The sequence below is a fragment of the Sulfitobacter sp. 1A13679 genome (assembly GCF_043557115.1).
Classification (GTDB): domain Bacteria; phylum Pseudomonadota; class Alphaproteobacteria; order Rhodobacterales; family Rhodobacteraceae; genus Sulfitobacter; species Sulfitobacter faviae.
Genome location: NZ_JBIFFO010000001.1, coordinates 19,765 through 41,548, shown reverse-complemented (window position 1 = coordinate 41,548; position 21,784 = coordinate 19,765). Strand labels below are relative to the sequence as shown.

Below are 21,784 nucleotides of genomic sequence, written 5' to 3'. Positions count from 1 at the left end.
TTGGTCCTTTCGCGGACAGCGGTCACTTCTTGCCCGGGGTGCCGTCGAATTTCTTCTCAAGGCTTTCCCAGCAGTCGATGTAATCGTCCTGCAATGGCGCTTCGCGGGCGGCGAATTCGGTCAGATGCTGCGGAAAGCGGGTCTCGAACATGAAGGACATTGTGTTGTCGAGCTTATGGGGTGCCAACTCGGCATTCGACGCGCCCTCGAAAGCGTTCCGGTCCGGCCCATGCGGCAGCATCATGTTGTGCAGGCTCATGCCGCCGGGAACGAAGCCCTTGGGCTTGGCGTCGTACTGACCGTGGATATTGCCCATCAGCTCGGACATGATGTTCTTGTGATACCACGGCGGGCGGAAGGTATCCTCGGTCACCATCCAACGGTCGCGGAACAGCACGAAGTCGATGTTGGCGGTGCCCTCCACGCCCGAGGGCGCGGTCAGCACGGTGAAGATCGACGGGTCCGGGTGATCGAACAAGACCGCGCCCACCGGGCAATAGGTGTTCAGGTCGTATTTTACCGGGGCGTAGTTGCCGTGCCATGCCACCACGTCGAGCGGTGAATGCCCGATCTGGGTCTCGTGGAACTGGCCGCACCACTTGATGGTGACGGTGGAGGGCACCTCGCGGTCCTCAAAAGCCGCCACGGGGGTTTTGAAATCACGCGGGTTCGCCATGCAGTTGGCGCCGATCGGGCCGCGTGCGGGCAGGTGGAACTTCTGGCCGTAATTCTCGCAGACAAAACCGCGCGCAGGCCCGTCCAGAACCTCCACCCGGTAGACCAGCCCGCGCGGGATGATGGCGATCTCCTGCGGGGCGATATCCATAACGCCCAACTCGGTGCAAAAGCGCAAGCTGCCCTCCTGCGGGACGATCAAAAGCTCGCTGTCGGCGGAGTAGAAATAGCTGTCCACCATGCTCTCGGTCACCAGATAGATATGGCTCGCCATGCCGACTTGGGTGTTCACATCCCCCGCCGTGGTCATCGTGCGCATGCCGGTCAGCCAAGTTAGTGGTGTGTCGGAATGGGGCACCGGATCCCAGCGGTATTGGCCAAGGCTGGTCACATCCTGCGGCTGATGCGGTGCGGACTTCCAATAGGGCAGGCCGATCCGCGTGTAGCGCGACGAATGTTTGACCGAGGGCCGGATGCGGTAGCACCACGTACGCTCGTTCTGATGAGAGGGCGCGGTAAAAGCCGTGCCGGACAGCTGTTCGCCATAGAGGCCGTAGTTGCATTTCTGCGGGGAGTTCATGCCCTGCGGCAGGGCGCCGGGCAGGGCTTCGGTTTCGAAATCATTGCCGAAACCCGGCATATAGCCCGGATGCGTGCCCGATGTGGTGGCCGCGGTTGTCATCGTCGATGGCTTGGACTGGCTGGTCATCTGTGCCCCCTTGCAGAATCTGTTACAAGCGTAATAGTTGGATTTGTAACTAACAAGCGGCGCAGCATGGCGGACGGTGACTTTCAGCTTCAGTTTTTCCTGCCCTACCTGCTGAACCAAGCGGCGGAGGCGTCATCGCTCGAGTTTCAGCAGATCTACAAAAGCCGCTATGGCATGCTGCGCACCGAATGGCGGGTCTTGTTCCACCTCGGCCTATACGGGCAACTCACGGCAAGCGAAATCGGCCAGCGCGCGCGGATGCATAAGACCAAGATCAGCCGCGCCGTACACCGCTTGACCGAGCGGCGCTTCGTCACCCGCAGCCGCGATCCAGAGGATCGGCGGGTGGAGCATCTGTCGCTGACGCGGCAGGGCCAAGCGGCCTATGACGATCTGCGCGCCGTGGCGCAGCGCTACAATGCCGCGCTGATGGATGCGCTCGACCCTGCCGAGGCGGCGGTGCTGCGGCGGGCGCTGCTCAAGCTGTCGGATGTGGGGCAGGGGGGCTTTACTTAGCCTGTGGAAACCGCCACCGATGGCGCATGACCGATCAGACCAAAGGCCTCCTGCTCACCTTTCTTGGGGTGATGTGCATCGTTCCCGAAGCGCTTTTCGTGCGCGTCATCGACGCGCCGATGCTGACGCTTGCCTTTTGGAAGGTGACCCTCGTCGGCATGGCGATTGGCGCGGGCCTGCTGCTGGCCCAAGGCACCGCCCCCTTCCGCGCCCTCAGCCGCGCCGGATGGGCGAGCGCGATCTACATCGGCGGCGTGGCCTGCGCCGGGGTCGGCTTCGTGCTGGCCGTGCGCCTGACCTCCGTCGCGAATGTGGTCTTCATCCTCGCCTCGCTGCCGGTCTTTGCCGCGATCTATAGCCGGGTCTTTCTGGGCGAGCCGATCAGCCGGCGCATGTTCTTTACCATCGCGGCGGTGCTCGCCGGGCTGGCCGTGATCGCCTTCGGCTCGGGCGAGACCGAGAATGCCTCGCGCGCGGGCGATCTGCTGGCCCTGTCGCTCTCGGCCATCTTCGCCGGAGCGCTGACAGCGGCGCGCCACGCGCGCGCGGTGTCGATGGTGCCGGCGGTGGCATTGGCCTATCTGCTGGCCGGGGCGGTGCTGCTGCCCGTGGCCCAGCCGCTGCACATGCCCACCGCAGAACTGCCGCAGATGCTGCTCTACGCGGCGTTCATGGCTGCCAGCGCCGGGCTCATCGCGCTTGGCCCGCGCTATATCTCAAGCGCCGAAGTGGGCCTGCTCGTTTTGTTGGAATCTGTGCTGGCGCCGCTGCTGGTCTGGGCGGTGCTGGGCGAAGACCCAGGGATCTACGCGCTGATCGGCGGTGGGATCGTCGTAGGCGCGCTGTTTCTGTCGAACCTCATCGCCCTGTCGCGCCGCCGCCGGGTCGTGCCCCCGCTGCCGCGCCACTAGGATCAAAAGTCGGGGCTGACGCCCGGCAATTCCAACGCCTTGATCAGCTCACGCAACTCCTGCCGCGCGGCGATGTTCGAGATATTGAGCTGTTTCACCCCGATATCCTTGAGGTCCAGCAAGGTCAGACCGCGCGGGAAAAGCTCCCGAAAGATCACCCGCTCATTGAACCCCGGCGCGGTGCGAAAGCCGATCCGCTTGCTGAGGTTGTTGATCGCGCGCTCCATCTTCTCCTTGTTGACCATGCGCTGCGCCCCCAAACGGTTGCGGACCACGATCCAGTCGATCGCCGACAACCCGGCCTGCGCCCTGAGCTGCCGCGCGTTCCAAACCATCTCGGAATAGACGGAGGGGCCGGTGATCTTTTCGCCATTGGCGTCGATATGGGCCAAAAGGTCAAAGTCGATGAAACTGTCGTTCAACGGCGTGATCAAAGTATCCGCCAGCGAATGGGCAACCTGACTGAGCCGGGTGTGTGAGCCAGGGCAGTCGATCAGAATGAAATCATTGTCCGGCTCTAGCGCGGCCACGGCGGCGCTGAGACGGTGATCATACATGTTCTCACCGGGGCGCAGGCTGCTGGCCTCCACATCCGGCAATTCGCAAAGCGTCGGACTGGCCAGCGTCAGGCCGGACTCGCGCATGAAGGCCCGGCGGTTCTCGATATAGCGCCCAAAGGTCCGTTGCCGCAGGTCGAGGTCCAGCCCGCTGACCTTATGGCCAAGCCGCGCCAAGGCCGTCGCCACATGCATGGAAACGGTCGATTTGCCCGCGCCGCCTTTTTCGTTACCGACGACGATAATATGCGCCATACTGCTGTCCCTTCGCGCCTGCCCTTCAAGACAGGATATTGTTGAGCCGCACTATATGTAGGGTTCACGCCTTTGGAAAGTGGCGAGGCCGCTTGTTCAGCCCGACCGTGGCAGCCCTGCCGCGTTTGGACATCGCGCACATTTGCGCTATTTTCGCCGGTTAAGGCGCCGTGTAACACCGCGCCTTACCGCGCGCCGCGCACCCCAACGAACCGCTCAAGCAAGGCCTCCCCCATGCCAGATCACCACCCCACCACATCGAAACCAACAACTCCCCGCGGCGTGCTGCCGTCTCTGGGCATGGTGATCGCGGAATTCGCGCTGGTTTGCCTGCTGGTGGCGCTGGTGCCGGTGACGGTTTACCTCGATACGGCCGTTCTGGGCGATGGCGTCACCGAAGACTCGCTGTCCGAACATATGCACAACACCCTGCTGGCCATCGCGGCTGGGATTTTCATGATGGGCGCTTATCAACATGTGGGCATGCGGGGATATCTGACACTGGCGGCCACGCTCTTCGCCTGCATGTTCCTGCGCGAATATGACGCCGCGCTCGACCGTATCCAACACGGGTTCTGGATCTACCCCGCCCTCGTCACACTGGCGGTGGGCAGCTTCATCGCATGGCGCAATCGCGGCACCACGCTGCTGCCCATGCTGCACCACCTACAAACCCGCTCCGCCACCTTCGTTTATATCGGCGTGGTGCTGCTGCTCTTCTTTTCGCGGGTTTTCGGCACCGGTGCCCTGTGGGAGGCCGTCATGGGTGCCGCCTATGACCCGCAAATCAAAACCACCGTCCAAGAGGGCACAGAACTGCTCGCCTATCTGCTGATCGCCTATGGCGCGGTGCTTTCTCACCTGCACGGCTACGGCGCCCAAGCCGCCCTACAAGAGCGCCGCCTCTAACCCGGCTTCCCCCATGCGCGCCGGCACCCACCGGCACGCATGCCCCTTAACTTCATCCTTTCAAAAATACCTCCACACCGCTTGCCGCACACACCCGGCCCCGGCTCCATCCACTGCCCATCCCCCAAACGCAAAAGGCGCGACCCCCGAGGGGCCGCGCCTTTGTTTCGCACTGTCGGTAAGGCTTAGAAGCCCAGACCTGCGTATTTGTTCTTGAACTTCGACACGCGGCCGCCGGTGTCCATGATGCGGCCAGTGCCGCCGGTCCAGGCAGGGTGCACGGAGGGGTCGATGTCGAGCGACAGCTGGTCGCCTTCTTTGCCCCATGTTGATTTCATTTCCACAACGGTGCCGTCGGTCATCTTGACGTTGATGATGTGGTATTCGGGATGTGTATCGGTTTTCATCGACCAGTCCTTTATGCGTTCGCGCCGGAAAGCGGCTTGTAGTGGACGTTTTCGGCGATCCGTGCGGATTTGCCGCGACGGCTGCGCAGGTAGTACAGCTTGGCACGACGCACGCGACCACGGCGCACGACGGTGATGCTGTCGATGTTGGTCGAATGCAGCGGGAACACACGCTCCACGCCTTCGCCAAAGGAAATCTTGCGCACGGTGAAGGACCCGGCGATGCCGTGACCGTTCTTGCGCGAAATGCAGACGCCTTCGTAGTTCTGCACACGGGTGCGGGTGCCTTCGGTGACTTTAAAGCCAACACGAACGGTATCACCGGCACGGAAGTCGGGGATCTCTTTCCCCAGTTCGGCGACTTGTTCCGCCTCGATCTCTGCGATCAGGTTCATCTGACCATTCTCCTATGATGTTCGCGGTATTCCACGAAATTATGTCGCGACCCAGAGCTTCGGGTTCTATCGGGCAGCGCCGCGATCGTTTCTGATCAAGGCCCCCCGCCGGAGGTATCGTCGTCATTACTTAGTTTTCTGCGTAAAACGCAAAGTACCGGAGCCGCCAAAGCGATTCCGGATGCGCGGGGTATAGGGGGCAAAAGCGATAGGATCAAGGGGGCTGTGGCCACCTTGATCCTCTGTGTTTCAGACCTCTGCGCGCTGTCGCGTCAGGCCAGGGCGATCACGCCCAAGACAACGAGCAGAAACAGCACCAGAACGATGCCGATCAGCACTTTCGCCCCGGTCATCGCGGCACCCGATACGCGGCCAAAGCCCAAGAGCGCTGCAACGGCGGCGACGATCAACAGAATAAGAATAAGTTCAAGCATTTGGATTCTCCCTCCGATATGGGAGATCAACGCGCCGCGCAGGGGCGGGTTCCGTATCGGGGCGCCGGCTTAGTCCTTACTCTCGAACGCGGCCCACATGTCGGGGCGGCGTTTGCGGGTCAGCTCTTCGGCCTGCGCCTGCCGCCATTTCGCAATCTCGCGGTGGTTGCCCGACATCAAAACGGGCGGAATCTCGCGCCCTTCCCATTCGGCGGGGCGGGTATATTGCGGATGTTCCAGCAGGCCCGAGGCGTGGCTTTCCTCTTCGATGCTCTCGGCATTGCCCAGCACGCCAGGCAAGAGGCGCACGGTGGCGTCGATCATCGCTTGGGCGGCCAACTCGCCCCCCGTCATGACAAAATCGCCCAGACTAACCTCGGTGATGCCGAAATGCTCGATCACCCGCTCGTCGACCCCCTCGAATCGCCCGCAGAGCATTGTCACGCCCGCGCAGCTTGCCAGATCGCGCGCCATGGCCTGATCGAACCGCCGCCCGCGCGGTGACATGTAGAGGATCGGCCAGCGCCCATGGGCGTGGCTTTGCGCGCGCGCCAGCGCCGGGCCGACCACATCGGCGCGCATGACCATGCCCGCCCCGCCGCCTGCGGGGGTGTCATCGACATTGCGGTGCTTGCCGATGCCAAAGTCGCGCAGGTCATGAGTGTGCAATTGCCAACGCCCTTCGTGCAGCGCCTTTCCGGTCAGGCTGGCGCCCAGCACACCGGGGAAGAGATCGGGAAACAGCGTGACGATCCGGGCCCGCCAGACATCAGCGTAATCGGGCGCGTCTTGCATCAGGGCGCGAGGTTTGAGGCTGGGGCGTGCGCTTTGACGTCCGTGAGAGCGGGTGGGTTTCATGCGGTTCCTGCCTGTTGCAATAGGGCGGTCTTGGCGCGGCGGCGCGCCTCGGGGTCATCGGCGTGTTGGCGGTTGGCGTCAAGCAGAGCCTGCAAAAGTTCCGCAGGCAAGCGCTGGTTCTCGGGCGGGGGCACGGTCATCTGCGCCAAGACCTCAGGCGGCAATGCGCAAAGGTCTAAGAGTGGCGTCGCGGGTCCAAGCGGCAGGTCGCGGCAGGCCTCCAGCCGCGTGTGATGCACAGGGCAGGGCAGACGCCGGGCAATCGTTTCGGCCACCCCATCCAAATCTGCCGCTGGGGCGTAGCGGGCTGTGAAAGTGGCAAGGTCGAGCGTCATGGAGGAGGCTTTGACATGCTCCCAATAGGCCGAAGCGATCCAATCCGCCGGATCGCGGGTCGAGAGGTAGACCATGATTTCCGCCCGGGGGAAACGGCGGCGCAGGCTGCGGGTAAAGGTCTCTAGCAGTTCGGGCGCGGCGCTGTAATCGGCCAGATCGCCACGTCCGGGCATGTGACCGGCCAGTTCCTCGGCCGAGAGGACCAGCGTCCGGCGCGGCATCCGGGGCAGGGCATCGAGAAGGGCGTCGAAGCGGTATTCGGCCTTGAGCAGCGTGAGCGGGTCGCGCCATGTGGAATAGCCGCGCGCGGCATGCAGCAGGTCTTTCATCTGCCAGCGCAGGCGCAGGGCGACATGGGGTTTCAGCAGGGCGCGGTTGGCGCGCAGGGTGGCTTGAACGGAACTGGTCCCGGTCTTGTGAAAGCCGGGATGCAGGATGATCCGGCGGGGCATCATCCGGCTCCGGTCTCAGCCATCCTTGCCCTCGGGCAGCACGCCCAAAGGCGGGTCGGCGATGATCCGGCCCGAGGCAAGGTCGACCGTCGGCACGGCGGCCTTGGTGAAGGGCAGGAAGGTGGTGGCCGAGGTACCTGCAAGTTGCAGTTCCAAAAGATCGTCCGCCCCGTGGTTCTGCACCGTTTTAACGCGCCCCAGCAGCACTCCGCCGGTGTCATAGACCTCAAGCCCGATGAGATCGGCGTGGTAGAATTCGTCATCCGGCAGGCCCGGCAATTGATCCCGCGCGGCAAAGAGCGAGACACCGCGCAGATCGTCTGCCTCTTCCTTGGTGGTGATTTCGGCGATGCGCGCGGCAAAGCCGTTTTTGACCGGGTGCAGCAGGGCGAGGGTGAACTGGCGGCTGCCGTCCTCGGTGCTCAGCGGGCGGTAGTTTTCGATGTCTTCGGGCACGGCGCAGTAGCTTTTCACGCGCACTTCGCCGCGCACGCCATAGGCGCCCGCGATGGCACCGACGCAGATCAGGTCTTGGTCACTCATTGCAACAACTCCGAATTCACGCAGATCGTCCCGGTCCATTCACCGGCCCCGGCTTTGCATTCATCCTGCATTAACTGCCGATCATAGCGGATGCCAAGGACAAAGCCGAGCACGAGCACGGACAGAAGGAACAGTAGCTTTCTCATTAGCGGGTCTCGACCTTGAGGCGGGGCGCGCGGGTCTCCCAACCCTTGGTTTCCAGTTCCGGCGTCAGGCTGTTTTCCTCGGGCCAGCCCATGCAAAGATAGGCCACCAGCGACCAATCCTCTGGCACCGCAAGGTCACGGTTCAGCTTTGCCGGGTCGAGCACCGAGACCCAGCCCAGCCCGAGGCCATGGGCGCGGGCGGTGAGCCATAGGTGGGTGATCGCCCCCACCACCGAATAGCGCCGCATCTCGGGCATGGTGCCCGCGCCGAGGCCGCTGCCCTTTTGGGTGCTCTCATCACAGTAGATCGCCAATTGCTCGGGCGCGTCGCTCATCCCCGAGAGTTTGAGCCCGGCATAGAGCGCGGCCTTCTCACCATCGTATCCGGCGAGGGCGCGGGCATTGGCGGATTGGAAATTCTCAAACGCGGCTTGGCGCGCGGTGTCGGAGGCAACGCGGATGATCCGCCAGGGTTCCGACAGGCCCACAGAGGGGGCGAGATTGAAACTGTCGAGGCAGCTTTGCACAAGCGCCTCGTCCAGCGGGTCTGTGCGAAAGCGGCGCACGTCGCGCCGCCATCGCATCAGGTCGTGCAGCCCGGCACGGAAGTCATCAGAGAATGTATCCATGCCGGGCGCTCGAAGCTTATTCTGCGGAAGCTTCTTCGGCAGGGGCGTTGGCAGCTTCGGCAGCGGCAGCAGCCTTGTCGGCTTTCTCCTGCGCGCGCTCTTGGGCTTTCTTGCCCGGTGCGCCCTTCTTGGGGTTGCTACGCTCGGTCTTTTCGCGGATGCCAGCGGCTTCCAGCATGCGAACGACGCGCTCGGTCGGCTGGGCGCCTTTGGCGATCCATTCCTGAACCTTTTCAACGTCCATTTTCACGCGGTCTTCGCTGTCTTTCGGCAGCAGCGGGTTGTAGGTGCCCAGCTTCTCGATGAAGCGGCCATCGCGCGGCATGCGGCTGTCGGCAGCCACGATGCGGTAGAAGGGGCGCTTTTTGGAGCCGCCGCGGGCGAGACGAATTTTCATTGCCATGGTGTTTAATCCTTTAGGTTGGTTGGGGGGACGGGAGGCCGTCCTATTCTTGGTGGGTTTTGTGGTGCCGAATGACTTCGGCGATGATGAAGTTCAAGAACTTCTTGGCGAAGACGGGGTCGAGGTCCGCCGCTTCCGCCAAATCTTCGAGCCGCTCGATCTGGGCCGCTTCGCGGGCCGGATCGGAGGGGGGAAGGTCGTGCGTGGCCTTGAGTTTCCCCACGGCCTGCGTGTGTTTGAACCGCTCGCCCAGCGTATAGACGAGGATCGCGTCGAGCCGGTCGATCGAGGCGCGGTGCTCTTTCAACAGCTCGGCGGCGCGGGCGGCGGTATCTGTGAGGGGCTCGGTCATTTCTTCTTCCCAAAACCGCTGAGGCCGCCGGGCAGGCCCATGCCGCCGCCGAGGCCACCGCCCATGCCACCCAGACCGCCGGGCAGCTTGCCGCCCATCTGCTTGGCCGCTGCTTCCAGCGCCTTGGGGTCCATCTGGGAGGGGTCCATGCCGCCGGGCATGCCGCCCTTGCCCATCATGCCCTTCATGGCCTGCTTGAGCATACCGCCTTTGCCCATCTTGCCCATCTTCTTCATCATGTCGGACATCTGGCGGTGCATCTTCATCAGCTTGTTGAGGTCAGAGACCTCCATGCCGGCACCCTTGGCGATACGCTTCTTGCGGCTGGCCTGCAGCAGAGCAGGGTTGGCGCGCTCTTTCTTGGTCATGGACTGAATGAGGGCGATCTGCTGCTTGAGGATCTTGTCGTCGAAACCGGCATCTTCGACCTGTTTCGCCATTTTCCCCATGCCGGGCATCATGCCCATCATGCCCTGCATGCCGCCCATCTTGATCATCTGTTCAAGCTGCATCTTCAGGTCGTTCATATTGAACTGACCCTTGGCCATGCGCTTCATCATCTTCTCGGCCTGTTCGGCCTCGATGGTTTCCTGCGCCTTCTCGACCAGCGCCACGATGTCGCCCATGCCGAGGATGCGGCCCGCGATGCGCTCGGGCTCAAAGGTCTCAAGCGCGTCCATCTTTTCGCCCAGACCGACGAATTTGATCGGCTTGCCGGTCACGGCCCGCATCGAGAGCGCAGCACCGCCACGGCCATCGCCGTCCATCCGGGTCAGGACAACGCCGGAGATGCCGATACGCTCGTCAAAATTCTCAGCCGTATGCACAGCGTCTTGGCCGGTCAGGCCGTCGACAACCAGCAATGTTTCACGTGGATTGGCCACGTCGCGCACGGCTTCGACTTGGCTCATCAACTCTTCGTCGATGGACAGGCGGCCCGCGGTGTCGAGCATATAGACGTCGTAGCCGCCCAAGCCGGCCTGCGTTTTGGCGCGTTTGGCGATTTGCACCGGGCTTTCGCCCTTGACGATCGGCAGTGTGTCGACACCGATCTGCGTGCCGAGGATCGCCAACTGCTCCATCGCGGCGGGGCGGTTCACGTCGAGCGAGGCCATCAACACGCGCTTGCCGTCGCGGTCTTTCATGCGCTTGGCGAGTTTCGCGGTGGTGGTGGTTTTGCCGCCGCCCTGCAGGCCGACCATCAAGATCGGCGCGGGCGGGCTGTCGATTTTCAGCGAACCGGGTTCGCCTTCGCCTTTCAGCACGTCGATCAGCGCGTCATGGACAATCTTGACGACCTGCTGGCCCGGCGTCACCGATTTGGTCACCGCTTGGCCCGTGGCCTTTTCCTGCACCGTCTTGACGAATTCACGCGCCACGGGCAGCGAAACGTCTGCTTCCAACAGGGCGACGCGCACTTCGCGCAGGGCGGTTTTGACGTCCTCGTCGCTGAGCGCGCCTTGTTTGGTCAGGCGGTCAAAGACACCAGAGAGCCGTTCGCTAAGATTCTCAAACATGGGCACAGGGCCTTTCGGGTCGGTTGCACTTGCCCCTATGTAAGGACGCGCGCGAAAATGCACAAACGCCCCAGTGGGCGCAACGCGCTGACTGGGGGCGATCCCGACGACAGGCCGGGACCGGAAGGCAATGCTTCCGGAGATCGGTTGGCGTTTACGCGCTGCGGGGGTGCGAGTCAAGCCGGGTGGGGTGGCTGGCGAAAGGCTGCCACGAAAAAGTCGCGCCCCCGGTGTGGGGACGCGGCAGATTTGGAGGAGAGGGCGGGCCGCTTAGGCCGCGTCGCGCAGCGCGTCGATCTGCGCATGGGCGCGGGCGATGGTGCCTTCGGCATCCACGGCCAGTTGGTCTGCCGCGACGAAGGTTACATCGGTGATGCCTAGAAAGCCCAGCACAAAGCGGAGGTAGCCGCTGGCGAAATCGGCGGCGGAATCGATGCCCGTCCCGCCCGAGGCGAAGGCCACGATGACGCGTTTGTCCTCCAGCAGCCCTTGGGGGCCGTCTTCGGTGTAGCGGAAGGTCACGCCGACGCGGGCGATCAGGTCAATCCACGCTTTCAGCGAGGCGGGAATGGTGAAGTTGTAGATCGGCGCGCTGATGACGATCGTATCGGCGGCCTGCACTTCGGCGACCAGCGCGTCGGAGAGGGCGAGGGCTTCTTGATCCAGCTCGGTGCGCTCTTCGGCGGGTTTCACCCGGGCGCTGGCCCATGTCGAATCGATCAGCGGTAAGGGTTCGCTGGCGATGTCACGGGTGATGACGTCGCTGTCGTCCAGCGTTGTGATGATCCGGTCCGTCAGTTGGCGGGTGACGGAGTTTTCGCGGTTCACCGAGGTTTCAATGCGCAATGTGGCCATGGTGTTGATCCTTGTTCCAAGGGTAAATCTGATGGCATGGAATTGGCCATTGTGCTCGCGAACGCAACTGCCAGAATGAACGTTACCATGTTCGTAAATGCACAAGTCGGGAAGGCGAGGTGAGTAGTGGACAATTGGGATGAGATCAGGACCGCCTATCAGGTCGCCCAGCTTGGCACCGTGAGCGGCGCGGCAGAGGTGCTGGGCGTGCACCATGCCACCGTGATCCGCCATATCGACGCGCTGGAGGGGCGGCTTGGCGTGAAGCTGTTTCAGCGCCATGCACGCGGCTACACGGCCACCGAAGCGGGGGAGGACCTGCTGCGGGTGGCGCGGGCGACGGACGACCAGTTCAGCCAATTGGCGGGGCGGATCAAAGGGCGCGGCAGCGATGTTTCGGGGGAGTTGGTGATCACTTCGCTTGATTTTCTGGCCCCGCAGCTTGCGCCCTTGCTGACCGAATTCCAGCGACAGAACCCCGAACTTGTGGTGCGCTATCTGATCGGAGACCGCTTGTTCCGGCTGGAGTATGGCGAGGCGCATGTCGCCATCCGTGCCGGGGCCGCGCCGGATCAGCCCGACAATGTGGTGCAGCCCTATGCGCAGCTGGCGGTGGGGGCCTATGCCAGCCGGGACTATGTGGCGCAGTACGGCATCCCGCAGGGGCCGGAGGATTACCACAAGCACCGTTTCATCGCCGCCGACAACCGCGACAGCCGCGCGCCCTATCACAAGTGGCTCTGGGCCACGGTGCCGGAGGAAAGCGTGACATGGCGCAGCACCAACGGTGCGGCGCTGGAGGCGGCGCTGCGGGCCGGGGCCGGGATCGGCGGCCTGCCCGCCGCCATGGGGCGCAATGATCCGCAATTGGTCGAGATTCACGCGCCGCGCCCCGATTGGGGCAGTGCGCTTTGGCTGGTCACCCATGTCGATCTGCACCGCACCAGCAAGGTGCAGGCGGTGCTGCGGTTCCTGAAGGAACATGCCGAGGAAGCGGTCGCATGTCCCGAATAAGCGCCGCGGCGCAGGGGCATCTGGCGATGCTTTGCTTCTCGGCTTTGGTGGCCGGGTCATTCTCGCTCGGGGCGCAGGTGGCGAATGAGATCACGCCGACGGCGCTGAACGCCGTGCGTTTTGCCTTGGCGACGGTTTTGGTCGGGGCTTTGGCATGGGGGCGGGGCGATATCAGCCGGGCGGGCTTTGCAGCACCTTGGCGCTATTTTGTGCTGGCGGGGCTCTTCACGCTTTACTTCGTCTTGATGTTCGAGGGGTTGAAAACCGCGCCCCCGGTGGCTGCGGCAGCGGTCTTTACCCTCGTGCCGGTGATGGCGGCCGGGTTCGCGTGGATGCTGATGCGGCAGGTCATGACGCCGCGCATGGCGCTGGCGCTGGCGATCGGCGGGGCCGGGGCGCTTTGGGTGATCTTTCGCGGCGACCTCGCGGCGCTTTTGGCCTTCGACATCGGGCGAGGGGAGGCGATCTATTTCGTCGGCTGCATCAGCCACGCGCTCTATACCCCCATGGTAAGGCGGCTGAACCGTGGCGAAAGCGCGGTGATGTTCACCTTTGGCACCCTGTTGGCGGGCACGGTGCTCTTGGGGCTTTACGGCTGGCAAGACCTCCGCGCGACCGATTGGAGCGCCCTGCGCCCCTTGGTCTGGATCACCATCCTCTATGTCGCGGTCTTCGCCACGGCGGCCACGGTGGTTCTGCTGCAATTTGCGGCGCTGCGGCTGCCTTCGGCCAAAGTTATGGCCTATACCTATCTCACGCCCAGCTGGGTAATCCTGTGGGAGTTGGGCTTTGGCAATGCCCTGCCGGGGGCGCTGGTCTGGGGCGGTGTGCTGCTGACGATCCTCGCGCTTTCGCTGCTGCTGCGCGCGGATGGCGAAGAAAAGTCATAAAAAATTCAAAAAGTTGCGGAATCGGTGGAACCTTAGCGCGACGCCCTGCGTTGGGGCGTGAATTAACAGTGAAGGACACCACCATGCGTAGTATTATTTACCTGATCGGGTTGATCGTCGTGGTTTTGGCTATTTTGCGTTTCGCATTCGGCGTCATCTGACCGTCGATTGATCCTCCCCTTGTCTTATTTACCTCGTGGCAAGGGGGGATCACTCTATCTATATAACCTTCACCTACTCTGACCCTGAGCGCATCTCGCCTTCGCCGCCCTCAGGCAGTTCGATCTCCAAGAAACGCTCGAAGGCATCAAGGTTCACCGGCTCGAATTGCCCGAACCCCTGCATCCAGACCGACGCATCGCGCAGCGCATCCGGTTCCAGTTTGCACCATTTCACCCGCCCCCGCTTTTCCTGACTGATCAGCCCCGCCGCTGTCAGCACGCCTAAATGCTTCGAGATCGCGGCAAGCGACATCTCGAAGGGTTCGGCGACATCGGTCACGGCCATATCATCCTCTAGCAGCATGGCGAGGATGGCGCGACGCGTAGGGTCGGCGAGGGCGGCAAACACCTGATCGAGGTCCTGGGTCATACGTCTGAATAGCGCGGGGCGCGCACAGGCGAAAGCGGGCATTGCGGCTAACTTAACCGCTGAGTTGAATAAACCTTCGGCGCGATTTCCTTGGGGTTTTCCGGGCCCGTTTCAAGTGTGGGTCGCCTCCGCTACCCGTAAGTCCTTGTAAACTATTGAAAACCCGCGGCGGCCAAGGTTGTTGACTCTAACCCGCCCTGACAGTAGCACCGCAGCAGATATTCCTAAGGGGATTTTGGTGTGACCAGCCCGGACCAACGGCAGCAGATGGAGCAGCTTGAGGCCAGACTGGCGGCTGCGAAAGAACGCGGCGCACCCAAGCCCCGGGCGGATGAACATTATTCGCAGGCCAATATGGCATGGCGGATGGTGATCGAACTTGTGGCCGGTCTTGGGATCGGTTTCGGCATCGGATACGGGCTGGATGTGCTCTTTGGCACGCTGCCCATCTTCATGGTGCTATTTGTAATGCTGGGCCTTGCGGCGGGGGTGAAGACGATGCTCCGCACCGCTGAGGAAATCCAGGGTAAACAACAGGCCGAACCGGCCGAACAGGATACGCCCCATTCGGGCAAGGACGAGGGAGCCTGAGATGGCAACAGAGACACACGGCGCTGAAACAGGCGGTCTGGAATTCCACCCGATGGACCAGTTCATCGTATCGCCGCTCTTTGGCGACGATGCTTCCGTTGCTTGGTACACCATCACCAACGCGACCTTCTGGATGGCGCTGGCGGTTCTGGCCACTTTCGCGATGCTCGTTCTGGGCAGCGCGCGCCGCTCGGTCGTTCCCGGCCGCATGCAATCGGTCGCTGAGCTGGCTTACGGCTTCATCCACAAGATGGTCGAAGACATTTGCGGCAAAGAGGGGCTGAAGTTCTTCCCCTATATCATGACCCTGTTCATGTTCATCGTCATGGCCAACTTCCTCGGCCTGATCCCGACAGCCTTCACCCCCACCGCGCATTTCTCGGTGACCGTGGTGCTGGCGCTGGCGGTGTTCATCACCGTGACCGTCGTCGGCTTCGTCAAGAACGGCGCGGCCTTCCTGAGCCTCTTTTGGGTGTCCTCGGCGCCTCTGGCCCTGCGTCCGGTGCTGGCGATCATCGAATTGATCAGCTATTTCGTGCGCCCGGTCAGCCACTCCATTCGTTTGGCGGGTAACGTCATGGCGGGCCACGCGGTGATCAAGGTTTTCGCCGGTTTCGCCGCCATCGCCGTCATCTCGCCCGTTTCGGTCGTCGCGATCACCGCGATGTACGGTCTCGAAGTACTGGTGGCCTTCATTCAGGCCTATGTCTTCACCATCCTGACATGCGTGTACCTCAAGGACGCGCTGCACCCCGCACACTAACAACCCCAACAACGGCGGGGTTTCCCGTCAAAGTTTTAACTTCCAATCGTAAGGAGATACCCCAATGGAAGGTCAACTCGCACATATCGGCGCAGGCATCGCAGGTCTCGGCACAGGCATCGCAGCCCTGGGTGTCGGCAACGTTGCCGCCAACTTCCTGTCCGGCGCGCTGCGCAACCCCTCGGCAGCCGCAAGCCAGACAGCGACCCTGTTCATCGGCATCGCGTTTGCAGAAGCTCTGGGGATCTTCTCGTTCCTCGTCGCTCTGCTGCTGATGTTCGCTGTCTAAGCTCTCGGAACTGTAATCCTTACGAGCGGGCAGGCGCGCATCGCCGTGTCTGCCCGGCTGTAACGGCAAAGTTTCCAAGGAGAAGCCACGATGGCAACTGTAACAACCAGCGACGGGCTGGCCGACGCGACCGGCATTGCGACCCATGCTGCCGAAACGCCGGGCATGCCGCAGCTGAACTTCGATCACTGGGGCAACCAGATTTTCTGGCTGATCCTGGCGCTGATCGCCACCTACCTGATCCTGTCGCGCGTGGCTCTGCCTCGTATCGGTGCGGTTCTGGCCGAGCGCCAAGGGACCATCACCAATGACATCGCGGCTGCCGAAGACCTCAAGGTCAAGGCGCAGGAAGCCGAAGCCGCCTATGACAAGGCCCTGATCGACGCCCGTGCCGAGGCACAGCAGATCGTGGCCCAAGCAAAAGCGGACATGCAGGCTGATCTGGATGCCGAAATGGCCAAGGCCGATGCCGAGATTGCCGCGCAAGTGGCGGAATCGGAAAAAGCCATCGCCGAAATTCGCGCGGGCGCCATGGACAACGTACAAACCGTTGCCAAGGACACCGCAGAAGCGCTCGTCGCCGCCCTTGGTGGCTCGGCGGATGCTGCAACTGTTGATGCCGCCGTCGATGCGCGGATGAAAGGATAAGCCATGACCAAATCCATGCGCCTGACACTTTCGACCCTGCTCGCCGGTCTCGCCGCTTCCCCGGCGCTTGCCGCCACGGGGCCTTTCTTTTCGCTGCGCAACACCGATTTCATCGTGTTGCTGGCCTTCCTGCTGTTCCTTGGGATCCTGATTTACTTCAAGGTGCCAACGCTTTTGATCGGCATGCTCGACAAACGCGCCGACGGCATCAAGACCGAGCTGGAAGAAGCCCGCGCCCTGCGTGAAGAAGCGCAAACCCTGCTGGCCTCTTACGAGCGCAAGCAGAAAGAGGTGCAGGACCAAGCGGACCGGATCGTGTCTTCTGCCAAGGAAGACGCCCGTCTCGCCGCCGAACAGGCGCGGGCGGATATGGCCAAGTCGCTTGAGCGTCGCATGGCCGCCGCGAAAGACCAGATCAGCTCGGCCGAGGCCGCCGCTGTGAAGGAAGTCCGCGACCATGCCGTTACCATCGCCGTGGCCGCCGCGCGCGACGTGATCGCCAAGCAGATGACCGCCGCACAGGGCAACAAGCTGATCGACGATGGCATCGCTCAAGTCGAAGCCAAGCTGCACTAAGCCAGCGCCTTATAGATTTTTGAAAGCCCCGGCCCCGCCGGGGCTTTTTCTTTTGCGTTAGGCTTTTGTTAACTCTGCGGGGGCAGGGTTGCGTCATGCGGTTGCTCATCATCATTGCAGTCTTATTCAGCCTCGCGGCCTGTACGGCGCCCAGTCGGGAGTTTCGGGGGCTGCCGGCGCAGCGGATCACCGTGGAGGGGTCGGTGTTCGATGTCCGCGTTCGAGGGGAGCGGGCAGAGGCGGTGCGGGTAAACACCCAATACGCGCCGCGCTTTGGCCCCATCCGCGCGCGGGCCGGGCGCGCGATGGCACTGGTTACCGGCTGTGAAGTGAAGGAGGTTCTGGGCGATCAGGCGCTGGCGCTTGGGGTGCTAGACTGTGATTAGGCCGGGCTTTGTATTGCGGCATCGCATGAGGCGAGGGGCGCGGAATGGGCGAAGCGTGCTATCGACCCGCTCCGACTAGGCGCCCCGTGGGCAAACACGCCGATCAAGACAATATCTTGTGGATAACCGCCGACCGCCCCCTCTCCCTTGGGGCTTTTGATTGACTCGGACCCATGCCAAACGGCAAGTTCGCCGCTCAGGCGAGAATCAATCACGGCAGGGCTAACTTGCGCTTTTCCAAACTCAGATTAACCGGCTTCAAAAGCTTTGTAGACCCGACTGACCTCGTCATTTCCGATGGGTTGACCGGGGTCGTGGGGCCGAACGGCTGTGGCAAATCCAACCTGCTCGAAGCGCTGCGATGGGTGATGGGCGAAAACCGCCCCACGGCCATGCGCGGCGGCGGTATGGAAGATGTGATCTTCGCCGGAGCCTCCTCCCGGCCCGCACGCAACTTCGCCGAAGTGGCGCTGCACCTCGACAACAGCGACCGGTTGGCGCCTGCGGGGTTTAACGAACAAGACGCGCTTGAAATCGTCCGCCGGATCACCCGCGACGTGGGCAGTGCCTATAAGGTGAACGGCAAGGATGTGCGCGCGCGCGATGTGCAAATGCTTTTCGCCGATGCCTCAACCGGGGCGCATAGCCCCGCTTTGGTACGGCAGGGGCAGATTGCCGAGTTGATTAACGCCAAGCCAAAAAGCCGCCGTCGCATTTTGGAAGAGGCCGCTGGCATCTCGGGGCTGTATCAGCGCCGCCATGAGGCGGAGTTGAAACTCAACGGGGCGGAGCAAAACCTCGCCCGCGTAGATGATGTGGTCGAACAACTGGCCGCGCAATTGGCCACGCTGGCCCGGCAAGCCCGGCAGGCGGCGCGGTATCGTGAGATTGGCGAAGCATTGCGCAATGCCGAGGGCTTGCTGCTGTATCGCCGCTGGCGCGAAGCCGATGAGGCGCGTGCGAAGGCCGAGGAGGAATTGCGTGCTCGCTTCGCCGCCACGGCAGAGGCCGAAGCGCAGGTGCGCCGCGTGGCCGAAGGGCGGGAGGAAGCCGAAGCCGCCTTGCCACCCCTGCGCGAGGAAGAGGCAATTGCGACTGCGATTCTGCAACGTCTCACCACGCAGCGCGACACGCTGACCGAGGAAGAGGCGCGGGCGGCGTCGCTGATCGAAACTCTGACAGGCCGCATTGCCCAGCTGACCCGTGATATCGAACGCGAAGGCGGGCTGAACCGCGACGCGGAAGAAACGATCGCGCGCCTCGAAGAGGAAGCGGCAGATCTCACCAAGGCGGACAAGGGTCACGACAGCGCGGTTGCGGCGGCGGAACAGGCCGCGCGCGAGGCAGCCGAAGTCTTGCAAACCCGCGAGGCCGATCTTTCGCAGCAGACCGAAGACGTAGCCCGGTTGGCGGCGCGCCACAGTTCGGCGGAACGCTTGCTTCAGGACAGCCGCAAGACGTTGGAAAAGTCGGAGGCCGAGGCCCGCAAGGCCCGCGATGCGGTGGCGCAAAGCCAAGCGACCCTCGACAAGGCCGGCCTAGATTTCGCGGCGGCTGAGAAGGCCGAAGCCGCTGCCCTCACCGCCTCGGCGGCGGCGGATGCCGCCCTTTTGGCTGCCGAAGAGACCCGCGCCGACACGCAATCGCGCGAGGCTGAGGCCCGCGCGGAGCGCTCTGAGGCGGAGGGCGAGGCCAAGGCCCTGCGCGCCGAGGTTGGCGCGCTGGCGAAATTGGTAGAGCGTGACAGTGCCGAAGGCGGGCAGATTCTCGACCGGCTGCAAGTGGAACAGGGCTTTGAGAAAGCGCTCGGCGCAGCCTTGGCCGATGACCTGCGCGCGCCTGAGGTAGAGGCCGATCGCCCCTCAGGCTGGGCACATTTGCCGAGCTACCCCGCGCCGCAGCCACTGCCCGCCGGGGTGACCCCGCTCACCCAGCATGTCACCGTGCCGCAGGTGCTAGAGCGCCGAATGGCCCAAGTCGGGCTCGTTAACGCCGACGCGGGCGCGGAGCTTCAGGCGCAGTTGCAGCCGGGGCAGCGCTTGGTGTCGAAGGAAGGCGATCTCTGGCGGTGGGACGGTTTCCGCGCCATGGCCGAAGATGCGCCCTCGGCCGCCGCGCTGCGCTTGGAGCAGTTGAACCGGTTGGAAGTCCTTAAACAGACGTTGGAACAGGCGAGCACCCGTGCCGATGCCGCGCGGGCTGCGCATGAGACCCTCCAGCAGCAATTGGCCGAACAGGCCGAGGCTGACAAACGGGCCCGCGAGGCGCGGCGCGATGCCGACAGGCAGGTCGCCGAGGCGGGCCGCGCCCTGAGCCGGGCAGAGGCGGATCGCAACCTCGCCCAAAGCCGGTTGGAATCCCTCGGCCTAGCCGTGAAACGCCATGAGGAAGCCGCGATCACCGCGCGGGCCGAGGTGATGGACGCCGAGCGCACGCTGGCGGGCTTGGATGACCTCTCCGCCGCCCGTGCGACGGTCGAGGATGTCCGCATGACGGTCGAGGCGTCGCGGATCACCATGATGTCGCGCCGCTCGGCCCATGACGAATTGCGCCGCGAGGGCGAGGCGCGCAGACGGCGGCTGCAAGAGGTCGCGAAAGAGGTCAGCGGCTGGCGGAACCGCTTGGAAACGGCGGGCAAGCGCAGCGCTGAATTGGTCGAGCGGAAGACCGCGTCGGAGGCCGAATTGGCCGAGGCGAGCGCCGTTCCGGCGGAGATCGCGGCGAAGCGGGAAGACCTGTTGGGCGCGATCACCTCTGCCGAAGCCCGCCGCGCCCATGCTACGGAAACGCTGGCCGCCGCGGAGGCCGCCTTGAAAGCCGCGACGGATGCCGAGCGCGACGCGGAGCGGCAGGCATCGGACGCGCGGGAGGCCCGCGCCCGGGCCGAGGCCCGCAGCGATGCCGCCCGTGAAACGGTGACCCATGCGGCAGAGCGCATTCAGGACGAACGGCAAAGCACGCCTGAGGCGCTGCGCGATGCGCTCGATGTCGAAACGGATCAGGTTCCGCCGGTGGAAACGCTTGAAGAGGACGTGAACAGGTACAAGCGGCAGCGGGATTCCTTGGGCGCGGTGAACCTGCGCGCCGAGGATGATGCGAAAGAGATACGTGAAGAGCACGAAGCGCTGCTGACCGAGAAGGCCGATCTGGAAGAAGCGATCAAGACCCTGCGCAGCGGCATTGCGGGTCTCAACCGCGAGGGGCGGGAGCGGCTGTTGACGGCCTTTGATCAGGTGAACGCGAATTTCTCGATGCTGTTCACCCATCTCTTCGGCGGCGGTGAGGCGAACCTTGTGATGGTCGAAAGCGATGATCCATTGGAAGCCGGGTTGGAGATCATGTGCCAGCCGCCGGGCAAGAAGCTGAGTACCCTCAGCCTGCTGTCGGGCGGGGAGCAAACCTTGACCGCGATGGCGCTGATCTTTGCCGTCTTCCTCGCCAATCCGGCGCCGATCTGTGTGCTGGATGAGGTCGACGCGCCGCTTGATGACGCAAATGTGACCAGGTTCTGCGATCTGCTGGATGAGATGTGCCGTCAGACCGACACGCGCTTCCTGATCATCACGCACCATGCGGTGACGATGGCCCGGATGGACCGGCTCTTTGGCGTCACCATGGCGGAGCAGGGGGTGAGCCAATTGGTTTCTGTCGATTTGAAAAAGGCGGAAACGCTGGTCGCGTGAAGGTGGGAGACGCCGGTGACTTGGACCGGCCCTTAAAGCGGGTGCGCATCAGTTTGCCGCGGGCTTTCGTAGCCGTTGGTCAGGTGGTGTAAGCCGTATGGCCCGGGCGGAGTTTCGCGTGAACGACGGGCTGTGATCAGCCTTTGCGCGCGACGGTGACGCCGGCAACATCCTCAATAAACGTTAGAATTCGGGCCTTTACCGCATCATCCTTGATGGAGCCGATGGCGTTTACGATGTCGAGCGAGGGGTCGTTGCTGGCCTCGGGCTTGTCGTCATCCAGCCCTTCAAAGAAATAGCCGGGGGTGACGTTGAGTATCCGGGCCAGCTCATGCAAACGGCTCGCGGCGATCCGGTTGGAGCCGATTTCATACTTCTGGATCTGCTGAAACGACAGTTTGAGTTCGCGTGCCACATCGGTCTGGGATTGCCGTCGCAGGGTGCGTGCCTGCTTGAGCCGACGACCGACGTGAACGTCTACGGGGTGGGACATA

Annotated in this window: 28 protein-coding genes; 12 read left to right on the top strand and 16 right to left on the bottom strand. The window is 63.2% G+C overall.

The window, feature by feature from the left end; all coding sequences use genetic code 11:
* Nucleotides 1-22 precede the first annotated feature (22 nt).
* On the bottom strand, nt 23-1,384 hold the full coding sequence (gene hmgA / locus ACGYLA_RS00245; RefSeq protein ID WP_394429381.1) for a homogentisate 1,2-dioxygenase: 1,362 nt from the start codon (nt 1,382-1,384) through the stop codon (nt 23-25).
* Between the two features lie 66 nt (nt 1,385-1,450).
* Here hmgA and ACGYLA_RS00240 point away from each other — a divergent pair, with 66 nt between their 5' ends.
* Together ACGYLA_RS00240 and ACGYLA_RS00235 are read left to right on the top strand one after the other, a co-directional pair.
* Nucleotides 1,451-1,900: a MarR family winged helix-turn-helix transcriptional regulator gene (locus ACGYLA_RS00240; RefSeq protein ID WP_394411300.1), complete on the top strand. Its 450-nt coding sequence runs from the start codon at nt 1,451-1,453 to the stop codon at nt 1,898-1,900.
* 26 nt (nt 1,901-1,926) lie between these two features.
* Nucleotides 1,927-2,811: a DMT family transporter gene (locus tag ACGYLA_RS00235; protein ID WP_394429379.1), complete on the top strand. Its 885-nt coding sequence runs from the start codon at nt 1,927-1,929 to the stop codon at nt 2,809-2,811.
* A gap of 2 nt (nt 2,812-2,813) precedes the next feature.
* Here the strand turns inward: ACGYLA_RS00235 and ACGYLA_RS00230 are convergent, their stop codons facing one another.
* Nucleotides 2,814-3,623, bottom strand: coding sequence for a division plane positioning ATPase MipZ (locus ACGYLA_RS00230; protein ID WP_271688345.1), 810 nt, complete (start codon nt 3,621-3,623; stop codon nt 2,814-2,816).
* A gap of 234 nt (nt 3,624-3,857) precedes the next feature.
* Here ACGYLA_RS00230 and ACGYLA_RS00225 point away from each other — a divergent pair, with 234 nt between their 5' ends.
* Nucleotides 3,858-4,532: a hypothetical protein gene (locus ACGYLA_RS00225; protein ID WP_394429377.1), complete on the top strand. Its 675-nt coding sequence runs from the start codon at nt 3,858-3,860 to the stop codon at nt 4,530-4,532.
* 185 nt (nt 4,533-4,717) lie between these two features.
* On the opposite strand, the gene rpmE is transcribed toward ACGYLA_RS00225, so the two are convergent.
* The 12 genes from rpmE to ACGYLA_RS00165 all read right to left on the bottom strand — a co-directional run bounded on the left by rpmE (nt 4,718) and on the right by ACGYLA_RS00165 (nt 11,859).
* On the bottom strand, nt 4,718-4,939 hold the full coding sequence (gene rpmE, locus ACGYLA_RS00220; RefSeq protein ID WP_067262252.1) for a 50S ribosomal protein L31: 222 nt from the start codon (nt 4,937-4,939) through the stop codon (nt 4,718-4,720).
* 11 nt (nt 4,940-4,950) lie between these two features.
* Entirely contained in the window at nt 4,951-5,334 is a 384-nt protein-coding gene (gene rplS / locus ACGYLA_RS00215) for a 50S ribosomal protein L19 (RefSeq protein ID WP_067262249.1), read from the bottom strand.
* A 272-nt stretch (nt 5,335-5,606) separates the two neighbouring features.
* Entirely contained in the window at nt 5,607-5,768 is a 162-nt protein-coding gene (locus tag ACGYLA_RS00210) for a DUF1328 family protein (protein ID WP_082849512.1), read from the bottom strand.
* Nucleotides 5,769-5,837: 69 nt separating this feature from the next.
* Complete coding sequence (gene trmD, locus ACGYLA_RS00205) at nt 5,838-6,626, bottom strand: tRNA (guanosine(37)-N1)-methyltransferase TrmD (protein ID WP_394429375.1); 789 nt, start codon at nt 6,624-6,626, stop codon at nt 5,838-5,840.
* The gene (locus tag ACGYLA_RS00200) at nt 6,623-7,414 is read right to left on the bottom strand and encodes a hypothetical protein (RefSeq protein WP_394429373.1); all 792 of its coding nucleotides are present in this window, start codon (nt 7,412-7,414) and stop codon (nt 6,623-6,625) included. Before ACGYLA_RS00200 ends, trmD begins: the two co-directional genes overlap by 4 nt.
* 15 nt (nt 7,415-7,429) lie before the next feature.
* Nucleotides 7,430-7,957 (bottom strand): ribosome maturation factor RimM, encoded by a 528-nt coding sequence (rimM, locus tag ACGYLA_RS00195; protein WP_271688341.1) that lies wholly within the window; start codon nt 7,955-7,957, stop codon nt 7,430-7,432.
* On the bottom strand, nt 7,954-8,103 hold the full coding sequence (locus tag ACGYLA_RS00190) for a hypothetical protein (protein WP_169306052.1): 150 nt from the start codon (nt 8,101-8,103) through the stop codon (nt 7,954-7,956). Before ACGYLA_RS00190 ends, rimM begins: the two co-directional genes overlap by 4 nt.
* On the bottom strand, nt 8,103-8,732 hold the full coding sequence (gene bluB / locus ACGYLA_RS00185) for a 5,6-dimethylbenzimidazole synthase (RefSeq protein ID WP_394412317.1): 630 nt from the start codon (nt 8,730-8,732) through the stop codon (nt 8,103-8,105). Before bluB ends, ACGYLA_RS00190 begins: the two co-directional genes overlap by 1 nt.
* Nucleotides 8,733-8,748: 16 nt before the next feature.
* Nucleotides 8,749-9,135, bottom strand: coding sequence for a 30S ribosomal protein S16 (gene rpsP, locus ACGYLA_RS00180; RefSeq protein WP_394429371.1), 387 nt, complete (start codon nt 9,133-9,135; stop codon nt 8,749-8,751).
* A gap of 43 nt (nt 9,136-9,178) precedes the next feature.
* On the bottom strand, nt 9,179-9,487 hold the full coding sequence (locus ACGYLA_RS00175; RefSeq protein ID WP_067262239.1) for a chorismate mutase: 309 nt from the start codon (nt 9,485-9,487) through the stop codon (nt 9,179-9,181).
* Nucleotides 9,484-11,004: a signal recognition particle protein gene (gene ffh / locus ACGYLA_RS00170; protein ID WP_394412320.1), complete on the bottom strand. Its 1,521-nt coding sequence runs from the start codon at nt 11,002-11,004 to the stop codon at nt 9,484-9,486. Before ffh ends, ACGYLA_RS00175 begins: the two co-directional genes overlap by 4 nt.
* Nucleotides 11,005-11,274: 270 nt before the next feature.
* Nucleotides 11,275-11,859, bottom strand: a complete 585-nt coding sequence (locus tag ACGYLA_RS00165; RefSeq protein ID WP_394429368.1) for an FMN-dependent NADH-azoreductase — start codon at nt 11,857-11,859, stop codon at nt 11,275-11,277.
* A 126-nt stretch (nt 11,860-11,985) separates the two neighbouring features.
* On the opposite strand from ACGYLA_RS00165, the gene ACGYLA_RS00160 reads away from it, so the two are divergent.
* Both ACGYLA_RS00160 and ACGYLA_RS00155 read left to right on the top strand, forming a co-directional pair.
* On the top strand, nt 11,986-12,873 hold the full coding sequence (locus ACGYLA_RS00160; RefSeq protein WP_394429366.1) for a LysR family transcriptional regulator: 888 nt from the start codon (nt 11,986-11,988) through the stop codon (nt 12,871-12,873).
* Nucleotides 12,861-13,763 (top strand): DMT family transporter, encoded by a 903-nt coding sequence (locus ACGYLA_RS00155; RefSeq protein ID WP_394429364.1) that lies wholly within the window; start codon nt 12,861-12,863, stop codon nt 13,761-13,763. The genes ACGYLA_RS00160 and ACGYLA_RS00155 overlap by 13 nt, the downstream gene beginning before the upstream one ends.
* Before the next feature lie 234 nt (nt 13,764-13,997).
* Here ACGYLA_RS00155 and ACGYLA_RS00150 read toward each other — a convergent pair whose 3' ends face one another.
* A complete protein-coding gene (locus ACGYLA_RS00150) occupies nt 13,998-14,354 on the bottom strand; it encodes a helix-turn-helix transcriptional regulator (protein ID WP_271690001.1) in 357 nt (118 codons plus the stop codon).
* A gap of 240 nt (nt 14,355-14,594) precedes the next feature.
* On the opposite strand from ACGYLA_RS00150, the gene ACGYLA_RS00145 reads away from it, so the two are divergent.
* From ACGYLA_RS00145 to smc, 7 genes are all read left to right on the top strand, one after another.
* Nucleotides 14,595-14,945, top strand: a complete 351-nt coding sequence (locus ACGYLA_RS00145) for an AtpZ/AtpI family protein (protein ID WP_067260640.1) — start codon at nt 14,595-14,597, stop codon at nt 14,943-14,945.
* A gap of 1 nt (nt 14,946) precedes the next feature.
* Nucleotides 14,947-15,708: a F0F1 ATP synthase subunit A gene (locus ACGYLA_RS00140; RefSeq protein WP_067260637.1), complete on the top strand. Its 762-nt coding sequence runs from the start codon at nt 14,947-14,949 to the stop codon at nt 15,706-15,708.
* Between the two features lie 64 nt (nt 15,709-15,772).
* Entirely contained in the window at nt 15,773-15,997 is a 225-nt protein-coding gene (locus tag ACGYLA_RS00135; RefSeq protein WP_007118046.1) for a F0F1 ATP synthase subunit C, read from the top strand.
* A gap of 90 nt (nt 15,998-16,087) precedes the next feature.
* Nucleotides 16,088-16,645 carry a F0F1 ATP synthase subunit B' gene (locus ACGYLA_RS00130; RefSeq protein WP_394429362.1) on the top strand — a complete coding sequence of 186 codons (558 nt, stop codon included), beginning with the start codon at nt 16,088-16,090 and terminating at the stop codon, nt 16,643-16,645.
* A gap of 15 nt (nt 16,646-16,660) precedes the next feature.
* On the top strand, nt 16,661-17,221 hold the full coding sequence (locus ACGYLA_RS00125; RefSeq protein WP_394429762.1) for a F0F1 ATP synthase subunit B: 561 nt from the start codon (nt 16,661-16,663) through the stop codon (nt 17,219-17,221).
* Between the two features lie 95 nt (nt 17,222-17,316).
* A complete protein-coding gene (locus ACGYLA_RS00120) occupies nt 17,317-17,607 on the top strand; it encodes a hypothetical protein (protein ID WP_394429360.1) in 291 nt (96 codons plus the stop codon).
* Between the two features lie 227 nt (nt 17,608-17,834).
* Nucleotides 17,835-21,290 carry a chromosome segregation protein SMC gene (gene smc, locus ACGYLA_RS00115; protein ID WP_394429358.1) on the top strand — a complete coding sequence of 1,152 codons (3,456 nt, stop codon included), beginning with the start codon at nt 17,835-17,837 and terminating at the stop codon, nt 21,288-21,290.
* Between the two features lie 136 nt (nt 21,291-21,426).
* On the opposite strand, the gene ACGYLA_RS00110 is transcribed toward smc, so the two are convergent.
* On the bottom strand, nt 21,427-21,783 hold the full coding sequence (locus ACGYLA_RS00110; RefSeq protein ID WP_209216519.1) for a helix-turn-helix domain-containing protein: 357 nt from the start codon (nt 21,781-21,783) through the stop codon (nt 21,427-21,429).
* Nucleotide 21,784 lies beyond the last annotated feature (1 nt).

Coding starts and splice junctions, on each gene's coding strand:
- hmgA (WP_394429381.1), bottom strand. CDS start 1,384: ATGACCAGCCAGTCCAAGCCATCGACGATGACAACCGCGGCCACCACA.
- ACGYLA_RS00240 (WP_394411300.1), top strand. CDS start 1,451: ATGGCGGACGGTGACTTTCAGCTTCAGTTTTTCCTGCCCTACCTGCTG.
- ACGYLA_RS00235 (WP_394429379.1), top strand. CDS start 1,927: ATGACCGATCAGACCAAAGGCCTCCTGCTCACCTTTCTTGGGGTGATG.
- ACGYLA_RS00230 (WP_271688345.1), bottom strand. CDS start 3,623: ATGGCGCATATTATCGTCGTCGGTAACGAAAAAGGCGGCGCGGGCAAA.
- ACGYLA_RS00225 (WP_394429377.1), top strand. CDS start 3,858: ATGCCAGATCACCACCCCACCACATCGAAACCAACAACTCCCCGCGGC.
- rpmE (WP_067262252.1), bottom strand. CDS start 4,939: ATGAAAACCGATACACATCCCGAATACCACATCATCAACGTCAAGATG.
- rplS (WP_067262249.1), bottom strand. CDS start 5,334: ATGAACCTGATCGCAGAGATCGAGGCGGAACAAGTCGCCGAACTGGGG.
- ACGYLA_RS00210 (WP_082849512.1), bottom strand. CDS start 5,768: ATGCTTGAACTTATTCTTATTCTGTTGATCGTCGCCGCCGTTGCAGCG.
- trmD (WP_394429375.1), bottom strand. CDS start 6,626: ATGAAACCCACCCGCTCTCACGGACGTCAAAGCGCACGCCCCAGCCTC.
- ACGYLA_RS00200 (WP_394429373.1), bottom strand. CDS start 7,414: ATGCCCCGCCGGATCATCCTGCATCCCGGCTTTCACAAGACCGGGACC.
- rimM (WP_271688341.1), bottom strand. CDS start 7,957: ATGAGTGACCAAGACCTGATCTGCGTCGGTGCCATCGCGGGCGCCTAT.
- ACGYLA_RS00190 (WP_169306052.1), bottom strand. CDS start 8,103: ATGAGAAAGCTACTGTTCCTTCTGTCCGTGCTCGTGCTCGGCTTTGTC.
- bluB (WP_394412317.1), bottom strand. CDS start 8,732: ATGGATACATTCTCTGATGACTTCCGTGCCGGGCTGCACGACCTGATG.
- rpsP (WP_394429371.1), bottom strand. CDS start 9,135: ATGGCAATGAAAATTCGTCTCGCCCGCGGCGGCTCCAAAAAGCGCCCC.
- ACGYLA_RS00175 (WP_067262239.1), bottom strand. CDS start 9,487: ATGACCGAGCCCCTCACAGATACCGCCGCCCGCGCCGCCGAGCTGTTG.
- ffh (WP_394412320.1), bottom strand. CDS start 11,004: ATGTTTGAGAATCTTAGCGAACGGCTCTCTGGTGTCTTTGACCGCCTG.
- ACGYLA_RS00165 (WP_394429368.1), bottom strand. CDS start 11,859: ATGGCCACATTGCGCATTGAAACCTCGGTGAACCGCGAAAACTCCGTC.
- ACGYLA_RS00155 (WP_394429364.1), top strand. CDS start 12,861: ATGTCCCGAATAAGCGCCGCGGCGCAGGGGCATCTGGCGATGCTTTGC.
- ACGYLA_RS00150 (WP_271690001.1), bottom strand. CDS start 14,354: ATGACCCAGGACCTCGATCAGGTGTTTGCCGCCCTCGCCGACCCTACG.
- ACGYLA_RS00140 (WP_067260637.1), top strand. CDS start 14,947: ATGGCAACAGAGACACACGGCGCTGAAACAGGCGGTCTGGAATTCCAC.
- ACGYLA_RS00135 (WP_007118046.1), top strand. CDS start 15,773: ATGGAAGGTCAACTCGCACATATCGGCGCAGGCATCGCAGGTCTCGGC.
- ACGYLA_RS00130 (WP_394429362.1), top strand. CDS start 16,088: ATGGCAACTGTAACAACCAGCGACGGGCTGGCCGACGCGACCGGCATT.
- ACGYLA_RS00125 (WP_394429762.1), top strand. CDS start 16,661: ATGCGCCTGACACTTTCGACCCTGCTCGCCGGTCTCGCCGCTTCCCCG.
- ACGYLA_RS00120 (WP_394429360.1), top strand. CDS start 17,317: ATGCGGTTGCTCATCATCATTGCAGTCTTATTCAGCCTCGCGGCCTGT.
- ACGYLA_RS00110 (WP_209216519.1), bottom strand. CDS start 21,783: ATGTCCCACCCCGTAGACGTTCACGTCGGTCGTCGGCTCAAGCAGGCA.